This is a genomic window from Thermocrinis minervae, from assembly GCF_900142435.1.
GTDB lineage: Bacteria > Aquificota > Aquificia > Aquificales > Aquificaceae > Thermocrinis_A > Thermocrinis_A minervae.
The window spans coordinates 1,150,832-1,175,387 of record NZ_LT670846.1; the positions used below are offsets into that span (position 1 = coordinate 1,150,832).

Here is a 24,556-nt window from a genome sequence, read left to right on the forward strand (position 1 = left end):
AATCATGAACGGCTTTTTTTATCTGGTATGCATAGGAAACCTAGAAAAGAGGCTTATGCTTGCAGTAGCTGTTGAGTTAAAAAGAAAGTACAAGATGACTGTGCGCATATCCCATATGGAGTACGCGAATAAGTTCTACGCGAGAGAAGATCTAGAAAACTATCTGAAAAGCATAAGGTTACCAGACAGAGCCTTTCTGTTGATGCTTACAGATAGGAACATTAGCATAAACGATAAGGGCCTTCTCGTCTACCATGTACAGGAAAAAGATATAAGGGCAGCTACTGGTCAGATTCTTGAGTGGTTGAAAGCTTACCTTCAAGGGCTTTAAGGATACCCGATACAAACTTTCTGGCCTTATCTCCAGCGTACTTATCCGCCAGATCTTCGTAATCCTCTACAACCTTTTTGATGTTCTTAGGTCTTACGTAGAGAAGCTCTGTGAAAGCAGCCCTTAATATACCCCTTTCTATGTACCCAAGCCTGTCAAAGTCCCAACTGATAAGAGATTCAGAGATGGCCTTGTCCACGTCCTTAGCCTTCTGCATGTAGGTTCTTATGAGCTTTCTTAGGTACCTTCTACGTTCTGAGTAGGTTATGTTTCTGAGCTTTATAACTTCTTCCACGAGATCCTCCAAAGGATCCCCCTTTATGTCCCACTGGTAGAGAACTAAAAAGGCATCCTCCCTTGCCTTCTGCTTATATATCATCGCATAGACTTAAGTAGGTTTACCATCTCTATTGCAGACATGGCAGCTTCCCATCCCTTGTTTCCCTGTTTTGTCCCAGCTCTTTCCACAGCCTGCTCTAAAGTGTCTGCTGTTATTATCCCAAAGGTTACAGGCTTACCCGTCTCTAAACTTATCTGAGCAAGGCTCTTTGAAACTTCGTTGGCTATGTACTCAAAGTGGGGTGTTTGACCTCTTATGAGCACACCCAAGGCTATCACAGCATCTATATGATCCCTTTGAGTTAGCTCCTTTACAGCTAGAGGTATCTCCCAGGAACCTGGCACCTTTACGAGGACTATTCTATCTTCTTGCGCTCCATGTCTTCTAAGACAGTCCAAAGCTCCATCCACGAGCTTGTCCACAAGAAGGCTGTTGAACCTGCTGGCCACTATGCCGAAGGAGAAACCTTCCGCCTTAAGATGTCCCTCATACAGCTTCATCGCCAAACCTCCAGTTGTCTATGAGTCTAACCTTCCCTACACGGAGAGCCACGAGGAGCCTGTCCCCTTCCATTACCTGATCATCCCTTATCCTAAACTCTTCATCCACAATTTCCACGTAGTCTACTTTTGAGACAAGCTTTTCAGAAAGCAAAGCTCTAAGGACTGCTTCTTTTATGTCCTTGGCATTTCTGGTGCCGGAGCTAAAAAGTTTTTGGGCTAAGAGCAGAGACCTGTATATTACTGTTGCAGCTTGTCTTTCCTCTTCCTTTAGGTAGGTGTTCCTTGAGCTGGCTGCAAGACCATCTTCCTCTCTAACTGTGGGCACAGGTACTATCTCTATAGGTATGGAGAGATCTTTTACAAGCCTTTGAACTACCTTGAGTTGCTGGAAGTCCTTTTCCCCAAAGTAAGCTCTATCAGGCTGGATTATGTTAAAGAGCTTTAAGACTACAGTGGCAACTCCGCTGAAGTGTCCAGGTCTGTAAGCACCCTCTAATACATCGGTAAGGCCTGGTATCTCAATCTTTATGGTAGGCTTCTCTGGATACATCTCGTCGTCTGTAGGAGCAAAGACCACATCTACCCCTTCTTCTTCGCATACGGTCAAGTCTCTTTCTAAATCTCTTGGATAGGTTTCATAGTCTTCTCCAGGACCAAACTGAAGCGGGTTTACGTATATGCTAACCACCGTAAGATCGTTCTGAAGTTTAGACCTTCTTATGAGCTCCCTGTGTCCTTTATGTAGATAGCCCATAGTGGGTACAAAGCCTATACTATTGCTGTTGTCGTTAGAACACCTGAAGCTCCTAAGGAAGTTTCTTATCTCTCTGACTTTTCTAAAGAGCTTTGGCATAGCTTAGAAATTATTATATCAATGCTTTTCTTAGCTCTTGAATCTTCTCCCTTAGGCCTTCAAGGTTCTTCTGACCGACTAGCTTGACCAGCGCACTTCCTACCACCACACCGTCCGAAAACTTGGCTATCTGCTTAGCCTGGGAACCTTTGGAAACGCCAAAGCCTACTACTACCTTCTTATCGCATAAGGATCTGTAAGTTTGTAGCTTTTCCTTTAGCCTCTCCAGGGGAAGCTCTTCCCTCTCTCCAGTGGTACCTGTTAGGGAAACAAAGTAGGTAAGTTCATCAGTCTTCTGACATATGAGCTTTAACCTCTTTTCGGTGCTTGTGGGAGAAGCAAGGAGTACAAGCCAAAGACCATGCTTTTGAGTGTACTCCTTTAAAGGATCACACTCTTCTGGCGGAAGGTCCGGGACTATAAAACCGTCAACACCGCTCTCTTTTGCCCTTCTGCAGAACTCTTCAAGCCCTATCCTGTGTATGGGGTTGTAGTAAGTCATCACCAGGAAGGGAACGTGCGGAAAGTCCTTCTTTAGGATGTTACACAGGTTAAAAACGTCCCTACTCTTTATGTTGTTTTTTAAGGCCACTTCATGAGCCATCTGTATGGTGGGTCCGTCTGCCACAGGATCCGAAAAGGGAAAACCCACTTCTAGTATATCTGTCCCTTCTTCTAAAAGGATGCGGAAGGCATCCAAAGAAGTCTGAAAGTCTGGGTAACCTACCATAAGGTACGAGACCAAAAGCTTCCTCTTTTTTAGCATGGGAACATTTTAAGACAGCGGACCTCCACATGAAGCCTGTACCTCACCAATATCCTAAGAGGAGAATCCTTCAGATCTGGGTCTAGGAAGGGTACAGCGTAAGGAGAGGTATCAAGCTTCCTAAGCTCGTCATCGGGAAGGAGATCTTTGCCCTTTAACCTGGCCAATGTTCCTCCCTTCTTCCTACCTACAGGATTCGTGCCCTCAAGGTAAAAACCTAGTTCTTTGAGAGCTTTCCTGACAGGCAGAGAGGCACTGTAGGAGATCCAAGTACCTTCTTCATGCATGCTCTCCTTTATCTTCTGCAAAAAGTGGTAGCTCCAAAGTTCAGGGTTTTTGTAAGGAGAAAAGGGATCGTGTAGCACAAGGTGGAAGCCAAAACCCGAAAGGTCTTTTATACTTTCCCTGGCATCACCCAAAAGAAGACGCCAGCTTATACAATCTGCTTCAAAGCTTGGAAGATTTTCCAAGAGTAGTTTTTGGATCTCTCCGTACTTTCCGGGAAGAAGGGGAATATCCTTTTGAAGTCTCTTTTCCAAAGATATGGCTTTTATGCGGAGGTTTGGATACTTTTCTCTAAGTTGAACTATAAGGACACTCAAGTTGTATCCTAACCCAAAGCCTACATCCAAGACCCTTAGCTCTTGCAGGTTTTTTGCCCAATCTAAGACACGTGAAGGTTTTATGAACTTCTCCAAGCATTCGGTGAGAGCACCGGCATAGACGCTGTGGTACGGCTCCCCATACTCGTCACTTACCAGGGTAAAGGTACCGTCTTCAGTCAGTACTCTACCTTTAGCCTGCAGGGAAGGGTATAACCATGCCTGTATATCTTTTATGACCCGGTCCCTTCTCTCTTTAGGTAGGTCTATCTTAAGCTCTAAGAGTAACTCTTCAAGCAGTTCCTCTAGGTTTTGCATCTGGGTATATGGGCTCAAGCAGGAAGGGATTTTGTCCTTCTGGGTTCTCCTTTAGGTATTCCAAGGCCCAGAGAGCACCGTAGAAGGAGAAGGGAAAAAGTTCTAAAAGTACATCGGCCTGCACCTTTTGGTTTGCTAAACCTATGGTGACACCTATGGGTTCCCTTTCTTCCAACAGAAAAAGCTCGCTAAAGCTTTCGTTCTGCATAGACATGGCAAAGGTTTTATTGCTTATCCTTAAGAGGGCCGTTTTAGGCTCTTTTACGTCCGAGTATAGAAGCATTAGCTTTAAGTTTTCGTAACCTACCACTGGCTTTTTGTACAAGTATGCCCAAGTCTTGACGAAGGTTATGCCTATGCGCAAGGATGTAAAGTAACCTACGCCTAAAGATACAGCTAGCGCGTCTACTTCAGCAGGATGCACGTTGTGTTTCTTAAGCTCAGAAGGCAAAAGCTCAAGGGTCTTCTTCCCCGTATCTTGGTAGTACAACATGATGAGTCTGCCGTCTTCTACTAAGGAGAAGTTGAAAAAGGAAAAGGATGTATCTATGGAGAGTAATCTCATAAGGGCGGTTCGTGGCTGTAATGGGGGTATATCTGTTCCCAAAGGTAAGAAACTCTAAGAAGTGTAGATTCGTCAAAGGGTTTACCCATGAGCTGTCCACCTACGGGAAGGCCATCTACCATACCAATGGGGAAAGAAATGGCTGGAAGTCCAGCCAGATTGGCAGGAACGGTGAATATGTCTGACAGATACATCTGTATAGGGTCCTGAGTTTTTTCTCCAAACTTGAAGGCTACCGTAGGGCTGGTAGGTGAGGCTATCACATCCACCCTTTTGAAGGCCTCTTCAAAGTCCTTCTTTATCAAATTTCTAACCTTCTGAGCTTTTAGGTAGTAGGCATCGTAATAGCCTGCGGATAGGGCATAGGTTCCCATCAGGATCCTTCTTTTCACTTCAGGACCAAAGCCTTCGTCCCTGGTCTTCGCATACATCTCATACAGATCCTTATACTCTTTAGTCCTGTAGCCGTACTTTACTCCATCGTACCTGGCAAGGTTTGAGGAAGCCTCAGAGGGTGCTATGATGTAGTAGCAAGCTATAGCGTATTTAACGTGAGGAAGACTCACCTCTTCCACAGTAAAGCCATGTTTTTCTAAAGCTCTCAAAAAGTCGTCAAACACACTCTTTATCTTCTCATCCATGGAAAACTCAAAGAACTCCTTTGGAACCCCTACACGTAAACCCTTAGGAAGGTCCTCCACCTCTTGAGAATAGGCAGGTACTGGCAAGTTAGCACTCGTGGAATCCTTAGGATCGTAACCCGATATTACTTCAAGTAACAGAGCTACATCCTTGGTGACTCTACCAAAAGGTCCTATCTGATCCAGAGATGAGGCAAAAGCTACAAGGCCATAACGGGATACTCTTCCGTAGGTAGGCTTTAGACCTATAACACCACAGAAGGAGGCCGGTTGCCTTATGGAACCACCCGTGTCAGAACCCAACGAAAGCGGAGCTTGCATAGCACTCACGCAGGCAGCGGAACCACCAGAGGAGCCACCCGGTACCCTCTCAAGATCCCAAGGGTTCTTGGTAGGAAAGAAGGCCGAGTACTCTGTAGATGATCCCATGGCAAACTCATCCATGTTAGTCTTGCCAATTATTATGGCCCCTTCCTGTTTTAACTTTTCCACCACAGTGGCATCATAGGGTGAGATATAGTTCTCTAGAATCTTTGAGGCACACGTAGTTCTGTATCCCTTTACGTTTATGTTGTCCTTTATGGCTATGGGTATGCCAAAGAGTCTACCCTCTGGCTGTCTACTATCCATAGCTTTTGCCTGTTCCAATGCTTGTTCGTAGAGAGGCGTTATAAAGGCCTTTATCTTCTCCTCGGTGGAGCTGAACCTTTGGAAAAAGCTCTCCAGAACTTCAGAAGGTTTTACCTCTCCTTTTCTCAAAAGTTGTATTATTTCATAGGTAGGTAGCTTATAGAGTTGCATGCAATCATTATAGTATAATCTCCTTGTTTGCCAAAACCTATAAAGGAGGTGGAGCATGAGGAAGCTCGCAGTTCTTATCCTCCTCACTGTTGCATTTGCTTACGAATGCAAGAGTGAGGTAGGATATGCATCCTGGTACGGTAATGACTTCCATGGAAGGAAGACGGCGAGCGGCGAGATCTTCCACAAGACCAAATACACAGCAGCTTCAAGAGCATTTCCCATAGGCACTTATCTGTTGGTGAAAAACCTTGAGAATGGTAAGGAGGTCATAGTCAGGGTCAACGACGTGGGACCTTTCGGAAGAAATAGGATAATAGACCTATCTAAGAGTGCAGCAAAAAAGCTGGGATTTCTCAACAAAGGTATCGCGAAAGTTGAGGTAAGGCCCCTTCAGTGTGTAGCTCAGACGGAAGAGGATCCTATAGAGAGCCTTATAAAGACGTACTGAGGTATACTTTCTTTTGTTCTCCTGTATGCAGGTCTTTTAGCGTTATGCTTCCCTCGGACTTTTCGTCTGGACCTATTATGACAGCATAGTCTGCCTTTAGCTTGTTTGCAAGCTCAAGCTGCTTCTTTATGGATCCTCTCTTGTAGGAGAGTTCAACCCTCTTACCCTCGTTCCTTAAAATGTCCGCCACTTTGAGAGCGTAGTCCCGTACCTCATCAAAGGCAACTATAAAGTACAAAGGTTCTTCCTCAGGTAGATCTTTCACGAGCAGAGCTACCCTTTCAAGCCCCACGGCAAAGCCTACGGCTGGTGTGGGTGGTCCCCCCATGTCTTCCACAAGGTAGTCGTACCTTCCGCCAGCCACTATAGTTATCCCAAGCTCCTGCGAGACTATCTCAAAAACTGTCTTCGTGTAGTAGTCGAGCCCTCTCACAAGGTTGTAGTTTTCTACGTAAGGCACATCCATCATGTTGAGGTACTCTTTTAGCTTTTCGTAGTGTTCCCTACACTCATCGCAGAGGAAATCTACCATCTTTGGAGCATGATAGACAGCCTGCTGGCATGTGGGAACCTTGCAGTCAAGTACCCTAAGGGGGTTTTTATCTTTTCTTTCCAGACAGACATCACACAGATGGCCGGAAACGGATTCTAGATATTCCACAAGGGCTTCTCTGTAAGCTGGTCTACATTTTCTACATCCTATGGAGTTTATCTCTATATGTGCATCGATCTTAAGCTCAGACACAACCTTGTAGATTAGGTTTATCATCTCAGCGTCCACTATAGGATCCAGTATACCGAACACTTCGGCTCCAAGTTGGTGAAACTGTCTGTAGCGTCCTGCCTGAGGTCTTTCGTACCTGAACATAGGACCTTCGTAAAAGACCTTCCAGTAAGGTTTAAGAGCGTAAATCTTGTTCTCCACGTAGGCCCTTACAGCTCCTGCTGTACCTTCTGGTCTTAAGGCCAAAAGTCTCCCCTTCTTGTCTGGAAATACGAACATCTCCTTTTGAACTATGTCTGTAAACTCTCCTATGCTTCTCTCAAAGAGCTGGGCGTACTCTACAACAGGTAAGATTATCTCCTCAAAGTTGTACCTTTTCAGGTACTCCCTGACAGTGTTAGAGACGTGCCTAAACTTTCTTAATTCCTCACCAAAAAGGTCGTGAAAGCCTCTTACCTTTTGGAAGCTCAACCAGGACCTCCTTCTAAGAAGTAGAGATTATACCTCTAGGAGCGTGTTTATGTACACAGCTCCACCTACAGCACACACTTCAAGCCCAAAGCTTGGGTACAGATTATCATACCTACCACCTCCAGCTAGAGGCTGACCTACGTCTGGATGGAATATTTCAAAGACCACCCCCGTGTAGTAATCCTGCGGTCTTATCTCAGAAAGGTCAAAGGTGATGTTTACGTCAGGGAGCTTCTTTGAGAGTTCCAGGAGCTCATTCAGTGGTTCTTCTAACTGCGGATGCTTTTGAGCAAACTCATGAAGCACTTCTTCCCCTCCTTGGGTAAAGAGAAGTTCTAATAGCTGAGGGTGGTCCTTAAGGGCACGGTAATTTTTCTGCATAAGGTACATAAGGAGTGTTTTTCTGTTAGGGTATAGCTCTAAAAGCTTTTGGACTATTAGGGTATGACCAACGCTTACAGTGAGGTTCTCAAGTCCGCAGCCCTTCAAAAAGGTGTAGAGCCTCCTTATGACCTCAACTTCTGCATCGATACCTCTGTAACCTAAAAGCTCACATCCCACCTGGTAGCTTTCCGTCTGCGGTTCCCTCCTGAAGACGTTCCCAAAGTAGAAGACCTTTGCAGGTAGCTCTACGTATCTGTAAGAAGATATAAACCTAGCCAAGCTTAGGGTAAAATCCTTCCTCAGACTAAGACCTTTTCCGTAACATACACCGATAGAGTCAGAGAAACCAGACTCTTCCAAGGTGGGAAGCACGACAAACCTGTAGTCGGAAAACACATCAAAGGCCACCTGAAGGTAGCGCTGTATTTTCTGTGAATCCTCAAAGGAGAAGAAAACCCAGTCACCAAGAAGCATGGTACTATTTTACTTTACTGTGAGGTATAGGACAGATTTTGGGCGTAAGCACGAAAGGAAGAGGTTCATAAAGGCTATAAGAACCCTTGCAATGTTTCTCCTTATGCTGCTCTTCTTCTACACAGGTTACAACCTCTTTGGGAAAGCTCCAAAGGTTGAAAACCTGGAAAGACTTAGCCGTATCGGGATAGACTCAAGTTACACCCTTAAAGTGAACCCCACTCCAGAAAAGGTGGCGGTCTTTGTAGAGCAGGATGGAAAGAAGCTGAAGGTCTACGAGGGAGCACCCCAAAACGGACAGGTAAGTTTCTCCATAAAACCTAAGGAGCTTGGTCTGAGGGACGGAGAGGCACAGGTCGTCGTAGACCTTGAAGGTGGCTTTCTTACTAGGAGGTCTTACAAGGTAAGGGCACTTGTTTCAACGGTACCACCCGACCTAAAACTAGAGTATATACCAAGCACTGCGGATTTAGGAAGCGTTATTCCTGTGTACGTAAGGTCCAAAAAAGCTATGCAAGGATGGGCCTACCTAAACGAGGAAAGGTATCCTATGTACAAGGTGGGTACAGATCTTTTCTTTGCCATACTTCCAGTCAAGCTAGACATCTCCGAAAAGGCTTCTGTGAAGGTAGTGCTTGAGGATGAGGTAGGAAATACATCACAAGCTACATATACAGTTGGAGTAAAGCAAAGAAGGTTTAAAAAGGACGTTATACATATAGATGATTCCTTTATACAGAGGGAGATATACCCACTGCTTGGTCAGGAGGCTGCAGGTCTTTCTCCCTTGGAAGCCTTTAAGAAGGTCAACGAAGAGTGGAGAAGTCAGAACGTACAAAGACTGAAAGAACTCTCTACAAAGAGCGAACCTAGAAAGTTGTGGAATGGTCCATTTCTTCAGCTTCCCAACAGCAAAGTAGTGGCCACCTACGGAGATGCAAGGGATTACTACTACAAAGGTCAGAAGGTAAGCAGCAGTGTGCATATGGGCTATGACTTTGCCTCTGTAGAGAGGGCTGACGTCCCAGCTAGCAACTCGGGCGTGGTAGTCTATACAGGTCAGCTAGGAATATACGGGAACTTAGTCCTGATAGATCACGGCCTGGGTCTTATGAGCCTGTACGGACACCTGTCTGAAATATATGTAAAGCCTGGTGATTACGTTAAAAAGGGTCAGACCATAGGTAAGACGGGAAAAACAGGTCTAGCTCTAGGGGATCACCTGCACTTTGGTATACTTGTGAATGGTTATGAAGTTAACCCTGTCTACTGGCTGGACAGGAGGTGGATGGAAAACTACCTAAAGGATGGAGAATTTTTAAGGTAAGTTTCTAGAAAAGACCCCTTATACTCCTATTAGGTAAAAAGACCCAACCCCAGGAGGTCAATACCATGCATGTAATCAAACGTTCTGGTAGAAAGGAGAACCTTGATATTTCAAAGATTAGAGTGGTCATAGACTTTGCATGTAAAGGGCTTAACGTAGACCCCCTTGAGCTCGAAGCGGACGCTCATATACAGTTCAGAGAAGGTATAACTACCAAGGAGATACAGCAGCTCCTCATAAGGACTGCTGCAGAGAAGATATCTCCACAAACTCCCGATTGGCAGTATGTAGCTGCGAGGCTCTTACTTTATGACCTTTACAAAGATGTAGGACATCTAAGAGGGTACAAAGTAAAGGACAAGCTAAACGGTAGGTACAAGCCATACAACCCTGATAGCTTCTACGACCTTATAAAAACTTACACTGAGAAGGGCATATATGGAGAGTACCTTCTCGAGAACTACACCAAGGATGAGATAGATGAGCTTGCGCGTTACATAAACCCTGATAGGGACCTGCTCTTTAACTATGTAGGTATAAAGATCCTGTGCGACAGGTACCTTGTTAGGGACGAAGAAGGAAAGATAATAGAGCTTCCTCAGGAGATGTACATGCTCATAGCCATGAGCCTTGCCGTACCTGAAAAGAAAGAAGATAGAATACGTTGGGCCAAGATCTTTTACGATGTTCTGTCCAAACACGAAGTTTCTTTAGCAACCCCCACACTCATGAACGCAAGAAGGCCTTTTACCCAACTCTCTTCTTGCTTTGTCCTGACAGTAGATGATGATCTTTACGACATATTTGACAACGTTCAAAAAGCTGGAATGATATCCAAGTTCGCAGGAGGCCTTGGCATATACCTAGGTAAGATTAGGGCAACTGGGGCTCCTATCAGGAAATTCAAGGGTGCAAGTTCGGGAGTTCTGCCCGTAGTCAAGATCCTTAACGACGTGATGGTTTACGTAGACCAGCTGGGAATGAGAAAAGGATCCGCATCCATTACACTAGACATATGGCATAAGGATATACTCGACTTCCTGGAGGTAAAGACTAACGTAGGAGATGAGAGAAAGAAGGCGCACGACATACACCCTGCAGTATCCATACCAGACCTGTTTATGAAAAGGCTAAGGGAAAGACTAGAGGGTAAGGAAGTCTATTGGACGCTGTTGGATCCTTACTACTGCAAGAACGTAAAAGATGGAAAGAACTTAGAAGACTTCTACGGAGAAGAGTTTGAAGAGCTCTACCAACATCTGGAAAAGACCCTACCAGATTACGCCAAAAGGCAGGTGGATCCTTTTGAACTTTTTAAAAGACTCCTGTCTGTAATTTTTGAAACAGGTGAACCCTATGTGTTCTTCAGGGATACAGCAAACAAACTAAACCCTAACAAACATGCAGGTATGGTCTACTCATCCAACCTATGTATGGAGATAGTTCAGAACATGTCTACGACTACTCACCTCGAAGACAAACTTTTAGAGGATGGTACCATAATACACAAAAAGAAATCTGGGGACGTGGTAGTATGTAACCTAGGGAGCATCAATCTAGGAAAGGTACACACTAAGGAAGATCTTGAAAGGGTCATGCCTATACTAGTGCGTATGCTTGACAACGTCATAAGTATAAACTTCTACGCCATAAAGGAAGCAGAGTACACCAATAAACGTTACAGAGCTATAGGTATAGGGGTTAGCAACTACCACTATCTGCTTGTAAAGGAAGGCATTTCCTGGGAGTCTGAAGAGCACCTTAAGTTTGCCAACTCCCTGTTCGAAAGGATAGCATACTACGCCATAAAGAGCTCTATGGAGCTTGCAAAAGAAAGGGGTAAGTATCCACTGTTTGATGGGTCAGACTGGTCTAAGGGCATATTCTTTGGAAGGACACCGGAAGAGAACCAAACTATGTCAACCAATGGACTAGATTGGATAGGACTTGCCGAAGATGTCAAAAAGTACGGAATTAGGAATGCTTACTTGCTTGCTCTAATGCCTACAGGTTCCACATCCCTGATAATAGGAGCTACCCCATCAGTAGACCCCATATTTGCAAAGTTCTACAAAGAGGAGAACATGTCCGGTATACTCCCGCAGGTACCACCCGAAGTAGACAAGTACTTCTGGCACTACAAGAGTGCCTACCACATAGACCAAAGGTGGTCCATACGCGCAGCTGCAGAAAGGCAGAAATGGATAGACCAAGCCCAATCTCTCAACCTCTTCATAGATCCTGAAAACATAGATGGACCCACACTGCTTAGCTACTACATGATGGCATGGGAGCTTGGACTCAAGACTGTCTACTACGTCAGGAGCAGGTCTTTAACGGACATAGAAGAATGCGAAAGCTGCAGCGCCTAAGCCTGCCTCCTGGCGTTTTTATAACCATACAGAATGTATATGGCCATACCTATAAGGCACCACAACAAAAACCTCTTCCACGTGAGAGCAGGAAGAGCAGAAACAACTAGCATTATTAGGAATAGATTTATGGGCACTAGCAAGTAAGCCATGGGTACTGTGTAGCCACATGGCGGCGCTTTCTTGAGCCTAAGGTAGAGTACTGCAACACCCACCGTAAAGTAGGCAAACAGTGTACCTACGTTCACAAGCTCGGCAAGCTGTGTGAGAGGTACAAAACCAGCAATCAGGGCTATAAAAAGCCCTCCAACCAATGTGGCCACATGGGGTGTCTTGTACTTAGGATGGATCTCTGCCAATTTACTAAAGAGTAATCCATCTCTGGCAAGGGCATAAACAACCCTTGTAAAACCAAGCCCCATGGTTATCATCACGCTCGTTATGGTTATGATGGCACCTATGGCTATTATGTTACCTATCAAGGTATGGCTGTGCATGTACATAGCCTTGGCAAGAGGTTCCGCCACATCCAGTTCTTTGTAAGGTGCAATGCCCGTCAGAGTAAAGCTAACAGATATGTACAGGAAGGTACTTATGAGCATTGCGAACATTATGCCTAAGGGCACGGTTTTTGTGGGGTTCTTAGCCTCTTCCGCCACGGTAGATACAGCGTCAAACCCAAGGTATGCAAATATGACTATGCTAGCCGCTCTCAGGATACCAAACCATCCATAAGCATCCTCTCCCATGCTGTTCTTACCAGGAGGGGGTATAAAAGGTGTAAGATTAGAAAGGTCTATGCCTATGAAGAAAAGTCCGGTAGCCAAGAAAAGACCTAGAGTAAAGAGCTTTACCATCACTATGAATAGATTCACACGAGCAGATTCCTTCACTCCCCTGTAGAGGAGACCAAACACAACTAGGACAGCCAAAAAGGCAAAGAGGTCAAAGTAAGTACCTTTTTGTGGCTCGTAGGCTCCGGATATAACCTTAGGTATACTCAGACCCAACTCCTTTTCCAGTATGCTACGCATGTATCCGGACCATCCTGCAGAAACGGCAGCTACCGAGAGTCCATACTCTAGCACAAGGTTCCACCCTACCAGCCAAGCCAAGATTTCTCCAAGGGTGGCGTATGTGTAGCTGTAGGCACTTCCTGCCACGGGATAGCGCGTGCTGAGCTCTGAATATATAAGAGCACTTATGGCTGTTGTTACACCAGCTAGAATAAAGGATAAAACTACAGCTGGACCAGCATAGTTAGCTGCTACCTTACCAGTTATGACGAAGATTCCGGCACCTATTATAGCGCCGATGCCTATGCTCGTCAGGTCTAAGACTCCAAGCTTGGGTTCAAAGACAGAACATTCACTTTCGTAGTACTTTTTTCTAAAAAGCTCTTTGATAACCATAAAGTAAAATTATAAACATGCAAGAACTGGTTTTAAAAGTTTACAGAATCTTTATCCGCATCGCCTTTAACGTAACTCTGGTAATACTTATAGTTGCCCTCTTTATAGGTCTTGCAAGGACTACACTAGAATTGGGTTTAACCGTAACAGAGGAAACGGTTAGACTAGGTTTTAAAGAGCTTGTAACAAATGTGCTATCACTTGTTGTAGTTCTTGAACTAATAAGAGCTTTTATAGACTTCTTTGAGTACGACAGAATAAGGGTTGATATACTTATGGATGTTCTGCTTGCATTCCTTACCAGAGAATTTATGCTGAAGCTCTTTGAGGGGAAAATGTCTGGTCTGGACGTGTTTTTATGGTCCTTGGGCATAGGCGGCGTCGTTCTTGCACGTATGCTTAGCCAGATTCATAAGCTAAAATGACCAGAAGGAGGTTCTTCTTCCTTTTTATACTGTCCCTATTCCTATACATGATAGTACTTGTAAGACTCTTTTACATGCAGATCATAAAGGGAGAGTATTTTAAGAAACTCTCCACTAAAAACTACCTCAGATTAAGAGTTTTGTATCCCGAAAGGGGATACATACTAGACAGGAACGGAGTTAAGCTTGCTTACGATGTGCCAAGATACATGATATTCCTCGATCCACAAAGGTTAGAAGACAAAACAGAGCTAGAAAACAGTTTAAAAACACTTAAGGAGCTTTTCGGTTTAGAACTATCCGAGGAAAAGCTAAAGACATCTCTAAAAGGATACCAACCTATACCCATAAAGAAGATAAACACCCAGGAGGAGCTTGACCTCTTTTATAACAACAGCTACAAGCTACAGGGCTTTTTCGTGGATATACTACCAGAAAGGTTCTATCCTATGGCCGAGACATGTGCTCATGTGATGGGTTACGTAGGGTATCCTACCGAGCAGGAACTTGCTAAGTACCAAGGAAGAATAGCCACACAGAGCCTAGTGGGAAAGGCAGGAATAGAAAGAGTCTTTGATCAAGAACTCCTGGGTTATGTAGGAGGAGAGGAGGTAATGGTGGACGCCACAGGAAGACCCATAAAGGTTCTTAGGAGGATAGAACCCAGGGTAGGAAATACAGTGGTGCTTACCATAGACGCCCGCATACAAAAGATAGCCTACGATGTTTTCAAAGAGTCGGGACACAAAGCGGGGGGTGTTCTCATACTACATGCAAGGACTGGTGAAGTTCTGTGTCTTATGAGCTACCCTTCTTATGACCCAAACCGTATAGCAGACCTATGGGAAGAGTACATAAAGGATCCTTACAAACCCCTCTTCAACAGGTGCCTGCAAGCCAAGTATCCACCAGCTTCCGTTATAAAGCCAGCGCTAGCTATAGAGCTGTTAAGGAGAAACACCACACAGGGTGTAGTATGTAGAGGAGTGTTCGTGTTGGGGAACGAAGATTTCTTCTGTTGGAACAGACACGGCCATGGCTTCCAAAACATAAAAGAAGCTATAGTAAACTCCTGTGACGTTTACTTTTACTATCACGGTTACTATAACCTTGGACCTTCAGGCATAGAGAAAACCCTAAGATCCTTCACCTACGGTGAAGAAATCCCTTTTGAACTAAAACACAGCAAAGGCTTTATTCCCAACCCAAGATGGAAGAAAGAGAAGTTAAAACAACACTGGTTTGGTGGAGACACAGTAAACATGTCCATAGGACAAGGTTACATCTCAGCCACACTTCTTGAGCAGTGTCTTATGATGATGGGTATAGCTAACGATGGGGTTATATACACACCAACCCTGGTGAAGGAAATAAGAGATCCGGAGGGTAAGACCGTCTGGCAGAATAAAAGAAAAGTGTTTAAAGTTGTACAAACCAGCTTGGAACACTTCGCTTTGGTTAGGGAAGCTTTAAGGGATGTGGTAAGGCGTGGAACGGCCACTTCAGCCTTCTCAAGAATAGTAGACATAGCGGGTAAAACTGGGACAGCGCAGGTGTCTCCTCTAAGCTCCAAGAGGAAAAACCTTCCGTACCATCTGAGGGATCATGCATGGTTTGTTGGCTTTGCCCCCTACAGGGATCCTATCTTCATAATAGGAGTTATAGTAGAGCATGGAGGCTCGGGAGGATCTGCAGCCGCTCCCATAGCCAGAAGGATACTTGAAAGGATCTACGCGGAGGGTATAAACAAAGAGCTATGATTTGGTTTCTCTTCCTGGTGTTTATAAGCTCCTGTGCTGTCAAAGTGGAAGAAAGGGAAAAGTACTTGGAAGTAAACTGTCCAAAGGTTATCAGAACAACGGCCAGATACTGCGAATATCCAAAAGCTTTTAGCAACTTGGTACAAACAGGAAGCAAAGTGAAGGTAACAAACGAAGAGAATGGTAAGCATATAACCATAGCCGTGTTTAGGAGAGAAGATGTAGAAGGCTTGTGCCTACCTTATAGATACTCGAATTATCTTGGTAAGGATCCCTTCAGAGCCAGGCTAGAAGTAGAGAGGTGTGGCAAGGAAGGTATAGTTAGGTGTCCATCGTACGTCGAAGGATATGCAAGTTGGTATGGGGAGCCTTACCATGGAAGGGAGAGCGCGTACGGAACAGTGTATAACATGATGGGTATGTACGCAGCTTCCAGAGACCTTCCTCTAGGGACACTTCTGGAAGTACAGAACTTAGAAAACAATAAAAAGGTTGTGGTCAAGGTAGTAGACCGGGGACCTCTTAAAGATGACAGAATCCTCGACTTGTCTTACGGTGCTGCAAAGGAGTTGGGTATGTTGGGAAGGGGTGTCATCAAGATAAGAGCGAAAGTTTTAAGGTGTGGAGATTAAGAACTTATACTATTAGTCATGAGAGATTTCTTAGAAGCTTTACCTTTCTTCATAATTGTAGGTTTTATACTGTTCGGAGTCATCGGTATTGATTTTTTAAAGACCTTGGGAGGGCTTATCATGGGTGTTCCTATAATCTTCTTCGCTGCCGTATTTCTCCTGATAGTAATCATTTCCTCTATAAAGATAGCCAAAGAGTATGAGAGGGCTGTAGTCTTTAGGTTAGGTAGAGTGATAGGTGCAAAGGGACCAGGACTCTTCATACTAATCCCCTTCATAGATCAGATGGTGAAGGTGGACCTCAGGACGGTAACCTTAGACGTTCCCACCCAGGATGTAATAACCAAGGACAACGTATCCGTGAGCGTGGATGCGGTAGTCTACTTTAGAATAGTGGATCCTGTAAAGGCTGTAGTGAGCGTAGAGAACTACATGTTTGCTACATCCCAGATAGCTCAGACTACTCTAAGGAGCGTATGCGGTGCTGCCGAGCTTGACGAACTACTCTCGGAAAGAGAGAAGCTAAACCTAAAGCTCCAAGAGATCATAGACAAGCAAACAGACCCCTGGGGCATAAAGGTGATAGCAGTAGAACTGAAGAGGATTGACCTCCCTGAAGAGTTAAGAAAAGCCATGGCAAGACAGGCGGAAGCGGAGAGGGAAAGACGGGCAAAGGTAATAACGGCCGAAGCTGAGTACCAGGCTGCTAAGATGTTGGCTGAAGCAGCTAAAGTTTTGGCTTCAGAGCCATTGGCCATACAGATAAGGTACCTAGAGGCCATTCAAAATGTAAGTACAAAACCAGGAAACGTGGTAGTGCTTCCTATCCCTGTGGAGCTTCTAAAGCACTTTCTAAAGGATGAAGTACAAGGTAAAGGTTAACGCCTTCGGCCATATCTTCATAGGCATCACCGTCTTTTTAGGTGTCGCCGCCGTAAACACTGGGAACAACCTGCTCTACATGGTAGTGTCCGCCTTGCTCTCTTTCATGCTCTTGTCTGGTATCTTTTCCCTACAAAACATAAAAGGCCTGAGTCTTACACTTATACCACCACCTGAGGTGTATGCAGGTACACCCGCCACCTTTACCCTCATGATTGGCTCCTCCAAAAGGATACCCTCTTTCCTTATAGGTGTTTCCTACGACGAAGATGTTCTATGTTACTTTCCGTATGTGCGCGAAAGCTCAGAGAAAAAGATAAGCCTAAGTTTTAAGAGTAGGGGTTTACATCCCTCTATAACCTTTACCATCTTTTCAGATTTCCCCGTAGGCATGTTCAGGAGGTACTATACGGTAGAAGTGCCATTAAACTTGGTGGTCTTTCCAAAGCTACTGAAGGTTGAAAACTTTCACGTATTACATACGGCTACAGGTAAGACTAAACAGAGTCTGGAGGATACTCTTCAGAAGGGGGTTGAAGAGTTTCATTCAATCAAGGAGTATTCAGGAGAGCCTGTGAAGTTTATCCACTGGAAGCTCTTTGCTAAGACAGAAAGACTCATGGTAAGGAAGATGGTATCTGAAGAAAGAAAACCCATAGTCCTCTCTTTAGATATGGTAGAAGGTAACCTAGAAGAGAAACTCTCCAAGCTAGCTTACTTATGTGTAAAACTCACAAGAGAAGGCTATCCTGTGGGTTTAAGGCTTGGAGATGTATTTCTAGAGCCAGCTTATGGAGAAAGACAGAAGAGGAGGATCCTGACCGAGTTAGCCCTCTTCAAACAGAGCCCTCGGGTATGATCCTAAGACCTTGACCATCTGCGTCCTATCTTCTAACATGCTTAAGGCCTTACGTACTGGTTCATCCTCCACATGACCTTCTATATCCGCAAAAAACACATAGTCCCACGCCTTCTTCTTAGAAGGTCTTGATTCTATCTTAGTGAGGTTTATGCCATGCACGTAGAAGCTTTCAAGAGCCCTATACAGAGCTCCAGCTTGATGCTTTACGGCAAACAGAAGAGAGGTCTTGTCTTTGCCTGTCCTCTTGACCTCTCTCTTTCCTATCACCAGGAACCTAGTGTAGTTGTTAGATCCATCTTGAATGTTCTGAGCCAGTATGTTGAGATGGTACGTATAGGCGGCTGCCTCACTGGCTATAGCAGCTGCATCATCCTGCTCTAAGACGATTTCGCAGGCTTTGGCTGTGCTTTCAGTCTCTATGAGCGTTGCGTGAGGTAAGTTCTTCTCAAGCCAGTTTCTACACTGAGCAAGCGCGTGTCCATGAGAGTAAACTTTTCTTATCCCTTCCAAGTCCAGGCGAGTGGAGAGGAGGTTTAGCTTTATTGGGATGACTACTTCCCCCACTATCTTAGTGTTGTACTCCAAAAACATATCTAGCGTATAGTTCACAACACCTTCAGTGGTGTTTTCTACAGGCACCACTCCGTAGTCTACCCTATCAGTTTCTACCTCAACAAAGACATCCCTTATAGTGTTGACCATCACATAGTTGGCCGAAAGACCAAAGTACTCCAAGGCCGCCTGATGCGTAAAGGTAGCCTTAGGACCTAGGTAGGCCACCCTTATGCCCCCATTCCTTTCCAAAGATAGACACATAGACATGATCTCTCTAAAGATGTGGGCCACTGCCTTGGATGGTATCTGCTCCGAGTATAGCTCCTTGTTTAACCTTATAACCCTCTCTAAAACTTCTCTCTCCCTCTCTGGAGAGTGGAGATGAACACCTTCTTTCCTCTTTGCCTCCCCTATGATCTTAGCGATCCTAGCTCTCTCGTTGAGCAGTCTTAATATCTCTTCATCTATCTTGTCTATCTGGGCACGTAAATCTTTTATACTCTCCATGTATGATTAGTGTAATCCATACTGTGTGGATGGGTAAGTCTTCCCTTTTGTCTCCAGTACTTCCTCCTCTTTCTGTAAATCTCCCTAAGATATTCAGGGAGCGTAAGGCTTGGATACCTACCCTTAGCTATCTTGTGCAGATGCCACCACCATTTGTTTATGGGTTCGTCTTCCTTATCGTCTATAGGCTCGTCGGAGGTTTCAAGGAGTTCTATATACCTATGGACGCTCTGGATCAGCTTTCTGTCAGCTTTTTTCACGTAAGGACTCTCCTCCAGACCTTCCCTGTAGACCTTCTCCCTCAGCTGAGGGATGAGTTCGGGATAACCTACGCCGTGGTTTAGAAGCAGCTCCACCTCTGCGAAGTACACATAGTCCGTATCAACTTGCCTTTTTAGCTCACCCATGTAATTTATTATAAATTACAAAACATGACAAAGATCATTGTTGTAGGCAGTGGCATAATAGGGCTTTCGTGCGCTTTAAGGTTGCTGATCGAGGGCTACAGGGTCGCCATCATCACCAAGAACACTCAGGAGTCTACCTCTTGGGTGGCGGGTGGTATGCTTGCTCCCTTCTCTGAAGGATTAAAGGGATACATATTTGATTTCTCCTACCAAAGCTTGAAGGAGTTCCCGCAGTTTGTAAAAGTTGCTGAAGAAACAAGCAGCTACAAAGTCAGCTTTTGGCAGGAAGGTATAAGAAGGCTCGTGTTAGAGGGCGAAGAAGACCTTCTATCCATCGCTGAGGCTTATACCAGGATGGGTTACAAGCTTCATTTGGAGGAACCCACTTCTGATCTTTCTTCAAAGGTAAAGAAGGTGATTCATTACGAAGAAGAAGGATGGGTAGACACAGAAGAGCTCATGAGCGCCCTGTGGAAGGCAGCAGAGAGGTTAGGGGCTGAGCTCGTAATAGACCACATAAGGGAGGTAAGGAAAAAAGACGGTTATGTGGAAGAGGTGGTAGGGATAAAAGGATGTTATGAGGCCGAGTTTTACGTGTTTGCTACAGGTGCATGGACCGGTCAGCTCTTTGATTTACCCGTGTTTCCTATAAAGGGTCAAGCTCTAAAGGTGAAGGGTGTCAAACCCTCTATAGTCCATTACTCCTCCGTGTCTTACCTTATACCCAGGGAAAGGTACCTCTACATAGGTGCAACGAGCGAGAGGGTAGGCTTCTTGGAAGGGGTGAGTCTGGAGGGTGTAAAAAGATTATCGGAAGGAGCCATACAGCTAATGCCAGCACTCAAGGATTCGGAACTCATATCCACGTTGTACGGCTTTAGGCCAGCATCGCCCGACGAACTTCCTATCTTTGAAACAGGGAACAACTACATAGTAGCTACAGGGCATTACAGGAACGGTATCCTTCATGGTCCCATAACTTCAAAGATAGTCCTTGAGTACCTTCAAGGAAAGAAAAGTCCCTTTTTAGACATCTTTTCCTCTGAGAGGTTCAAACATGAGAGAGGTTGAAGAGCTTTTGGAGATTATGGAAAGACTAAGGAAGGAATGCCCATGGGATAGAAGTCAAACGCATGAAAGCCTTAAAAAATATGCCTTGGAAGAGGTCTACGAGCTTTTGGAGGCCATAGACGAGAAGGATGACGGAAAACTTAAAGAGGAGCTTGGAGATGTGCTTCTACAGGTGGTGTTTCACTCTCAGATAGCTAAGGAGAGGGGAGCCTTTACCTTTGAGGATGTAGTAAAAAACCTAATAGAAAAGCTCATACAAAGGCATCCACACGTGTTTTCAGATGCCAACCCTGAGGAGGTACTCAAAAACTGGGAAGCCAACAAGAAGAGAGAGAGCATATTTGATGGAATACCAAAGAGCCTTCCAGCTCTGGCCAGGAGTCAAAAGATACAGGATAGAGCAAGCTCCGTAGGCTTTGACTTTAGCCATATAGACCAGGTGTTTGAAAAACTTCAGGAGGAGATAGAGGAACTAAAGCAGGCCATACGTGAAGGTAAAGGTCAGAAGGACATAGAACACGAGGTGGGTGATATACTCACTGCTGTGGTAGAGCTAGCAAGGTTCTTGAAGGTGGACGCAGAAACTGCCCTCCAGAAGGCAAACGACAGGTTCATAAGAAGATTCTCCTACATAGAGCAAAAGGCCAAGCAGATGGGAAAGGACCTCAAAGACATGACCCTAGAGGAGATGGACAGACTCTGGATGGAAGCCAAGATGTACGACTGACCTTTCTGTTCTCTCTTGGAAGTACTTGCTGCCAACATGCCCGAGAGACTCAGCACCTGCCACGAGCAAGGCCAGCTCACCAGAGAGTATCTTTTTAGAGCTAAGCTTCATAAACTCACACACAAAGTCAAGGTTTATACCCCTGCCATCCTGTAGGGTATCTGCGGGTATGCAGAGTATCCTTGGAGAGTTAAAGTCACCTACAAGTAGGACGCTGCTCTCGGAAGGAGTAAACTCCACCTCTAGCTGTGCGCTTACTCTCTTGTGTAAAAGCTCCTCCTTGTATTCAGTGGGCACGAGGAAAGTAGGGTCTGCCACGCCATCAAACTCCTCAATAGGTCTGTCTTCAAAGGGCTCCACGAAAACAACCCTTAACCCTCCCTTTGAGTAGTAGAGAGTATCTCCTACGAGCTCATGGGGATCTGTCTTCAACACACCCCTTATGGACCTTGAGTAGGGTCTTACAAAGGAGGGAATCGCCTTACCATCTACCTCAAGCTTACCCAGTATAGGTCTCCAGTTTATGAAGGAAAACTCCCACTCCTTGCAGGCAATTCCTATAGATTCTGCAAAGAGTCTGACCTCTTTTATGAAGGCTCTTTCCTCCTTGCTTCCTGGTCTTCTACCCATGTAGGAGATCAGATCCCACACACTTTGATCTTTCTTCTGCTTGAAAAGTCCATACACACAACCACAATAATCCTGGTGATAAAGCTCAAGCTCTCTGGATAGCCTGAACATCTCCTGAGTTCCGCCACCCTTCCTGTAGTCAAGGGCAAGAAACTCAACGCCGTACTCCTGGCATACCTTCTGTCCAGACTCGGAGAGCATCCTAAGGTCTTTCTTAGGGCTCATAAGGAGGGTAGTAGTGAGATGGGTGGCACCTATCTCTTTAGCAAACTCTGCAGACCTCAAAAGCCTGTAGTCAAAGCACACAGCACACCTTTTACCTCTTTCGGGTTCATCCTCAAGGCCCTTAACCTTAGAAAGCCAGCTTTCAACGTCGTACTCACCTTCATAAAGCTCTATACCTAGCTCTTGGCATACTCTCTTGGTTTCCAAGAGTCTGAGCTTATACTCCTCGTAAGGATGGATGTTGGGGTCGTAGAAAAAGCCCACTATGTGTGCTTCTTTAAAGTCTTCCCTTAGCCTTTTTAAGAAGTAGACAGCGTCAGGGGCGCAGCATATGTGAGCCAGAATCTTCATGCATAAAATAATAGCCCTGCACAAAGTCTATTTCAAGGGCAAGAGCTATGTTGTACTGCTCTTGGGTTTCTACCTTCTCGGCTATGAGCTTTACGCCCGGGATTATACTATGTACTAGTCTCTTGACGTTTTCAACAACCTCAAGGTTATAACCTTTCAAAAGTTCAAAGTCAAGCTTTATAAACTCAGGTCTTAAGAGGATAAGCCTGTCTATGTTGGAGGATCTTCTTCCAAAATCATCTATGCAGAATTTAAAACCTAGATAATCTTTGATGTTACTTAAATATATAATTTCTTCCTCCTTAGTATCTTCTTCTATTATTTCAAGCACTATGTTTTCTCTATCTTTTAGGATTTCATACAATTCATCTTGGTGGCGTATTATAGTTCTTGGGTATATATTGATAAAGTAAACATATAGACTTTCTGGATATGCTAACTCAATCAAAGCGTTGAAAAACTCCCAATCTTCCTCTACACTTCTGGGTGCCTTACCCATGAGAAGTTCATAACCATAAGGCTCTAAGCTCTGTGTCCTAAGGATTTTTTCCAACTTCATCTATAGGTTTATTACCCTTTCCACCACGTATGGCTTTTGCTCCTTTGAGGTGTAGTAGATCCTAACTAGGAGCTCTGCAAGGATACCTGTGGAAAGGAGTTGTATTCCAGATATGATGGCTAATACACTTAGGATAAGCAAAGGCCTTCTACCTATGGGCTCATCCATGAAAATCTTCACGAATATTAGATACAGCATGGATAGAAGACCAAAGGTGAGCAGCAAGAGGCCTACGTATCCGAAGACGTACATGGGCCTGTTTATGTACTCGTTGAGAAACTTAACCAGAAGTATATCAAGGATTACCTTGATAGTTCTTCCTAGCCCGTACTTGGACTTCCCATACAGCCTTGGGTGGTGTCTTACTACGACCTCTGTTATCCTAGCTCCTTGCCTCTTCGTTAGAGCCGGCAGAAAGCGGTGCATATCTCCATAAAGCTCAAGATCTTTCACTACTTCAGATCTATAAGCCTTTAGGGTACATCCGTAATCATGAAGGTGTACGCCAGTGACCTTAGAGATTATCCAATTGGCTATCATGGAGGGAAGAACCCTTGAAAGGAAGGGATCTTTGCGGTCCTTCCTCCAACCGCTTACTATATCGTAACCTTTTTTGAGCTCTTCTAAAAGCTTTGGTATGTCCTCTGGATCGTTCTGTAGATCTGCATCCATGGTGATTATCACATCACCCTTGGCGTACTCAAAACCGGCGTACATAGCAGCAGTTTGCCCATAGTTTCTTCTAAAACGTACCACCTTCAGCTTTTCATCAACCTTAGCAAGTTCTTGAAGTACCTCAAAGGTCCCATCAGTAGAGCCATCGTCCACCACTATTATCTCGTAGTCCTCTCCTAGACTTTCTAGGACCTTCTTGAGCCTCTCGTACAGTATGGGTATGTTATCCTTTTCGTTGTATGCTGGTATCACCACAGAGATCATATGTAAGCCCCCTGACCTTTTAGTACCACCCTCACCCTCTTTCCCTCCTCCCTTATGCTTTCTACTTTGTAGTCGTAAAAGTTGATAACAGTGAGATGTTCGTAACCGAGCTGTCTTTCGGCTATGTAGCGGAGGGTATAGGCTTTGTGTGGCTGATCTCTGTAAACCCTCCTCTCTCTTTTGTAAAACTCAAAGGTTATGAGCTTTTGGCACGAGGACGTGTCAATTAGAGAAAGCTCCTCCTTTCCCAAAAAGCTGAAGACCACCTTATCCTTAAGGAGTTCTCGCGAAATACCTTTTAGCGTTTCCCTCCAGAAGGATCTTAACTCTTTACTCCACTGAGCTTGACAGTAAGGTATCCAGTCGTTTAAGGAAAGAAGTCCAAAGACAGGGGAAATAACCACAGAATTCTCGGCTAGGTGGTTTTGAACCTTAGGCGGGAGGACCCAGAATTCAAGGGAATTCCAGAAAGGACCGGCATACCTGCGCCAGACGGGAAGAAGCTCCTCCTGACAAGAGATGACTTTTAAGAGCTCTATGCGTTTGTCGTCCAACTCCCTGAACCTGTTTATACTCTCTTCTGTGAAGAAATCCTTTAGGGTATATTTACCTAGGACCATTCGGGATTGTTTCTTTGAGCTGGGAAGGAGGTAAACCTGCATCATTATTAGAAACATTTTACAATGTTT

At 44.8% G+C, this 24,556-nt stretch carries 27 protein-coding genes; 11 read left to right on the top strand and 16 right to left on the bottom strand.

What is annotated here, in order from left to right:
• Positions 1-4 precede the first annotated feature (4 nt).
• On the top strand, positions 5-331 hold the full coding sequence (locus B5444_RS06415; protein ID WP_079654393.1) for a hypothetical protein: 327 nt from the start codon (positions 5-7) through the stop codon (positions 329-331).
• Here the strand turns inward: B5444_RS06415 and nusB are convergent.
• The 7 genes from nusB to gatA all read right to left on the bottom strand — a co-directional run bounded on the left by nusB (position 282) and on the right by gatA (position 5,720).
• On the bottom strand, positions 282-710 hold the full coding sequence (nusB, locus tag B5444_RS06420) for a transcription antitermination factor NusB (RefSeq protein ID WP_079654394.1): 429 nt from the start codon (positions 708-710) through the stop codon (positions 282-284). The genes B5444_RS06415 and nusB overlap by 50 nt on opposite strands.
• Positions 707-1,171, bottom strand: coding sequence for a 6,7-dimethyl-8-ribityllumazine synthase (ribH, locus tag B5444_RS06425; RefSeq protein ID WP_079654395.1), 465 nt, complete (start codon positions 1,169-1,171; stop codon positions 707-709). Before ribH ends, nusB begins: the two co-directional genes overlap by 4 nt.
• A complete protein-coding gene (panC, locus tag B5444_RS06430) occupies positions 1,158-2,027 on the bottom strand; it encodes a pantoate--beta-alanine ligase (RefSeq protein ID WP_079654396.1) in 870 nt (289 codons plus the stop codon). Before panC ends, ribH begins: the two co-directional genes overlap by 14 nt.
• Before the next feature lie 13 nt (positions 2,028-2,040).
• Positions 2,041-2,793, bottom strand: coding sequence for a tryptophan synthase subunit alpha (gene trpA, locus B5444_RS06435; RefSeq protein ID WP_079654397.1), 753 nt, complete (start codon positions 2,791-2,793; stop codon positions 2,041-2,043).
• Positions 2,787-3,713: a tRNA (5-methylaminomethyl-2-thiouridine)(34)-methyltransferase MnmD gene (locus B5444_RS06440; RefSeq protein WP_079654398.1), complete on the bottom strand. Its 927-nt coding sequence runs from the start codon at positions 3,711-3,713 to the stop codon at positions 2,787-2,789. Before B5444_RS06440 ends, trpA begins: the two co-directional genes overlap by 7 nt.
• Positions 3,688-4,206, bottom strand: a complete 519-nt coding sequence (locus B5444_RS06445) for a tRNA threonylcarbamoyladenosine biosynthesis protein TsaB (protein WP_231967108.1) — start codon at positions 4,204-4,206, stop codon at positions 3,688-3,690. The genes B5444_RS06440 and B5444_RS06445 overlap by 26 nt, the downstream gene beginning before the upstream one ends.
• Before the next feature lie 68 nt (positions 4,207-4,274).
• Positions 4,275-5,720 carry an Asp-tRNA(Asn)/Glu-tRNA(Gln) amidotransferase subunit GatA gene (gene gatA / locus B5444_RS06450; protein WP_079654400.1) on the bottom strand — a complete coding sequence of 482 codons (1,446 nt, stop codon included), beginning with the start codon at positions 5,718-5,720 and terminating at the stop codon, positions 4,275-4,277.
• Between the two features lie 55 nt (positions 5,721-5,775).
• Here gatA and B5444_RS06455 point away from each other — a divergent pair, with 55 nt between their 5' ends.
• Complete coding sequence (locus B5444_RS06455) at positions 5,776-6,171, top strand: septal ring lytic transglycosylase RlpA family protein (RefSeq protein WP_079654401.1); 396 nt, start codon at positions 5,776-5,778, stop codon at positions 6,169-6,171.
• On the opposite strand, the gene hisS is transcribed toward B5444_RS06455, so the two are convergent.
• Positions 6,155-7,366, bottom strand: a complete 1,212-nt coding sequence (gene hisS, locus B5444_RS06460; protein ID WP_079654402.1) for a histidine--tRNA ligase — start codon at positions 7,364-7,366, stop codon at positions 6,155-6,157. The genes B5444_RS06455 and hisS overlap by 17 nt on opposite strands.
• Before the next feature lie 27 nt (positions 7,367-7,393).
• The gene (locus tag B5444_RS06465; protein ID WP_079654403.1) at positions 7,394-8,224 is read right to left on the bottom strand and encodes an ATP phosphoribosyltransferase regulatory subunit; all 831 of its coding nucleotides are present in this window, start codon (positions 8,222-8,224) and stop codon (positions 7,394-7,396) included.
• A gap of 19 nt (positions 8,225-8,243) precedes the next feature.
• Here B5444_RS06465 and B5444_RS06470 point away from each other — a divergent pair, with 19 nt between their 5' ends.
• Both B5444_RS06470 and B5444_RS06475 read left to right on the top strand, forming a co-directional pair.
• Positions 8,244-9,551 (top strand): M23 family metallopeptidase, encoded by a 1,308-nt coding sequence (locus B5444_RS06470; RefSeq protein WP_172838439.1) that lies wholly within the window; start codon positions 8,244-8,246, stop codon positions 9,549-9,551.
• Positions 9,552-9,616: 65 nt separating this feature from the next.
• The gene (locus B5444_RS06475; protein ID WP_079654405.1) at positions 9,617-11,923 is read left to right on the top strand and encodes a ribonucleoside-diphosphate reductase subunit alpha; all 2,307 of its coding nucleotides are present in this window, start codon (positions 9,617-9,619) and stop codon (positions 11,921-11,923) included.
• Here the strand turns inward: B5444_RS06475 and B5444_RS06480 are convergent.
• Positions 11,920-13,335 carry an amino acid permease gene (locus tag B5444_RS06480; RefSeq protein WP_079654406.1) on the bottom strand — a complete coding sequence of 472 codons (1,416 nt, stop codon included), beginning with the start codon at positions 13,333-13,335 and terminating at the stop codon, positions 11,920-11,922. The genes B5444_RS06475 and B5444_RS06480 overlap by 4 nt on opposite strands.
• A gap of 17 nt (positions 13,336-13,352) precedes the next feature.
• Here B5444_RS06480 and B5444_RS06485 point away from each other — a divergent pair, with 17 nt between their 5' ends.
• The 5 genes from B5444_RS06485 to B5444_RS06505 are packed head-to-tail and all read left to right on the top strand — an operon-like array spanning position 13,353 to position 17,893.
• Positions 13,353-13,760: a phosphate-starvation-inducible PsiE family protein gene (locus B5444_RS06485; RefSeq protein ID WP_079654407.1), complete on the top strand. Its 408-nt coding sequence runs from the start codon at positions 13,353-13,355 to the stop codon at positions 13,758-13,760.
• Positions 13,757-15,520 (top strand): penicillin-binding protein 2, encoded by a 1,764-nt coding sequence (mrdA, locus tag B5444_RS06490; protein WP_079654408.1) that lies wholly within the window; start codon positions 13,757-13,759, stop codon positions 15,518-15,520. The genes B5444_RS06485 and mrdA overlap by 4 nt, the downstream gene beginning before the upstream one ends.
• On the top strand, positions 15,517-16,152 hold the full coding sequence (locus tag B5444_RS06495) for a septal ring lytic transglycosylase RlpA family protein (RefSeq protein WP_079654409.1): 636 nt from the start codon (positions 15,517-15,519) through the stop codon (positions 16,150-16,152). Before mrdA ends, B5444_RS06495 begins: the two co-directional genes overlap by 4 nt.
• A gap of 18 nt (positions 16,153-16,170) precedes the next feature.
• The gene (locus tag B5444_RS06500; RefSeq protein WP_079654410.1) at positions 16,171-17,034 is read left to right on the top strand and encodes a slipin family protein; all 864 of its coding nucleotides are present in this window, start codon (positions 16,171-16,173) and stop codon (positions 17,032-17,034) included.
• Complete coding sequence (locus B5444_RS06505) at positions 17,012-17,893, top strand: DUF58 domain-containing protein (RefSeq protein WP_079654411.1); 882 nt, start codon at positions 17,012-17,014, stop codon at positions 17,891-17,893. The genes B5444_RS06500 and B5444_RS06505 overlap by 23 nt, the downstream gene beginning before the upstream one ends.
• Here the strand turns inward: B5444_RS06505 and pheA are convergent.
• Together pheA and B5444_RS06515 are read right to left on the bottom strand one after the other, a co-directional pair.
• The gene (gene pheA, locus B5444_RS06510) at positions 17,861-18,958 is read right to left on the bottom strand and encodes a prephenate dehydratase (protein WP_079654412.1); all 1,098 of its coding nucleotides are present in this window, start codon (positions 18,956-18,958) and stop codon (positions 17,861-17,863) included. The two genes, B5444_RS06505 and pheA, sit on opposite strands and share 33 nt — an antisense overlap.
• Positions 18,946-19,365, bottom strand: coding sequence for a hypothetical protein (locus B5444_RS06515; RefSeq protein WP_079654413.1), 420 nt, complete (start codon positions 19,363-19,365; stop codon positions 18,946-18,948). Before B5444_RS06515 ends, pheA begins: the two co-directional genes overlap by 13 nt.
• Before the next feature lie 24 nt (positions 19,366-19,389).
• Between B5444_RS06515 and thiO the strand changes: the two genes are divergently transcribed.
• Both thiO and mazG read left to right on the top strand, forming a co-directional pair.
• Positions 19,390-20,436 carry a glycine oxidase ThiO gene (gene thiO, locus B5444_RS06520; protein WP_079654414.1) on the top strand — a complete coding sequence of 349 codons (1,047 nt, stop codon included), beginning with the start codon at positions 19,390-19,392 and terminating at the stop codon, positions 20,434-20,436.
• A complete protein-coding gene (gene mazG, locus B5444_RS06525) occupies positions 20,423-21,163 on the top strand; it encodes a nucleoside triphosphate pyrophosphohydrolase (RefSeq protein WP_079654415.1) in 741 nt (246 codons plus the stop codon). Before thiO ends, mazG begins: the two co-directional genes overlap by 14 nt.
• Here mazG and B5444_RS06530 read toward each other — a convergent pair.
• Genes B5444_RS06530 through yaaA form a run of 4 tightly spaced genes read right to left on the bottom strand, consistent with a single transcriptional unit; the run spans position 21,116 to position 24,532 of the window.
• Positions 21,116-22,369 carry an epoxyqueuosine reductase QueH gene (locus B5444_RS06530; protein WP_079654416.1) on the bottom strand — a complete coding sequence of 418 codons (1,254 nt, stop codon included), beginning with the start codon at positions 22,367-22,369 and terminating at the stop codon, positions 21,116-21,118. The genes mazG and B5444_RS06530 overlap by 48 nt on opposite strands.
• Positions 22,335-22,928, bottom strand: coding sequence for an EAL domain-containing protein (locus B5444_RS06535; protein WP_079654417.1), 594 nt, complete (start codon positions 22,926-22,928; stop codon positions 22,335-22,337). Before B5444_RS06535 ends, B5444_RS06530 begins: the two co-directional genes overlap by 35 nt.
• On the bottom strand, positions 22,929-23,867 hold the full coding sequence (locus tag B5444_RS06540; protein WP_079654418.1) for a glycosyltransferase family 2 protein: 939 nt from the start codon (positions 23,865-23,867) through the stop codon (positions 22,929-22,931). It abuts the gene before it with no gap.
• Entirely contained in the window at positions 23,864-24,532 is a 669-nt protein-coding gene (yaaA, locus tag B5444_RS06545; RefSeq protein WP_172838440.1) for a peroxide stress protein YaaA, read from the bottom strand. The genes B5444_RS06540 and yaaA overlap by 4 nt, the downstream gene beginning before the upstream one ends.
• Positions 24,533-24,556 lie beyond the last annotated feature (24 nt).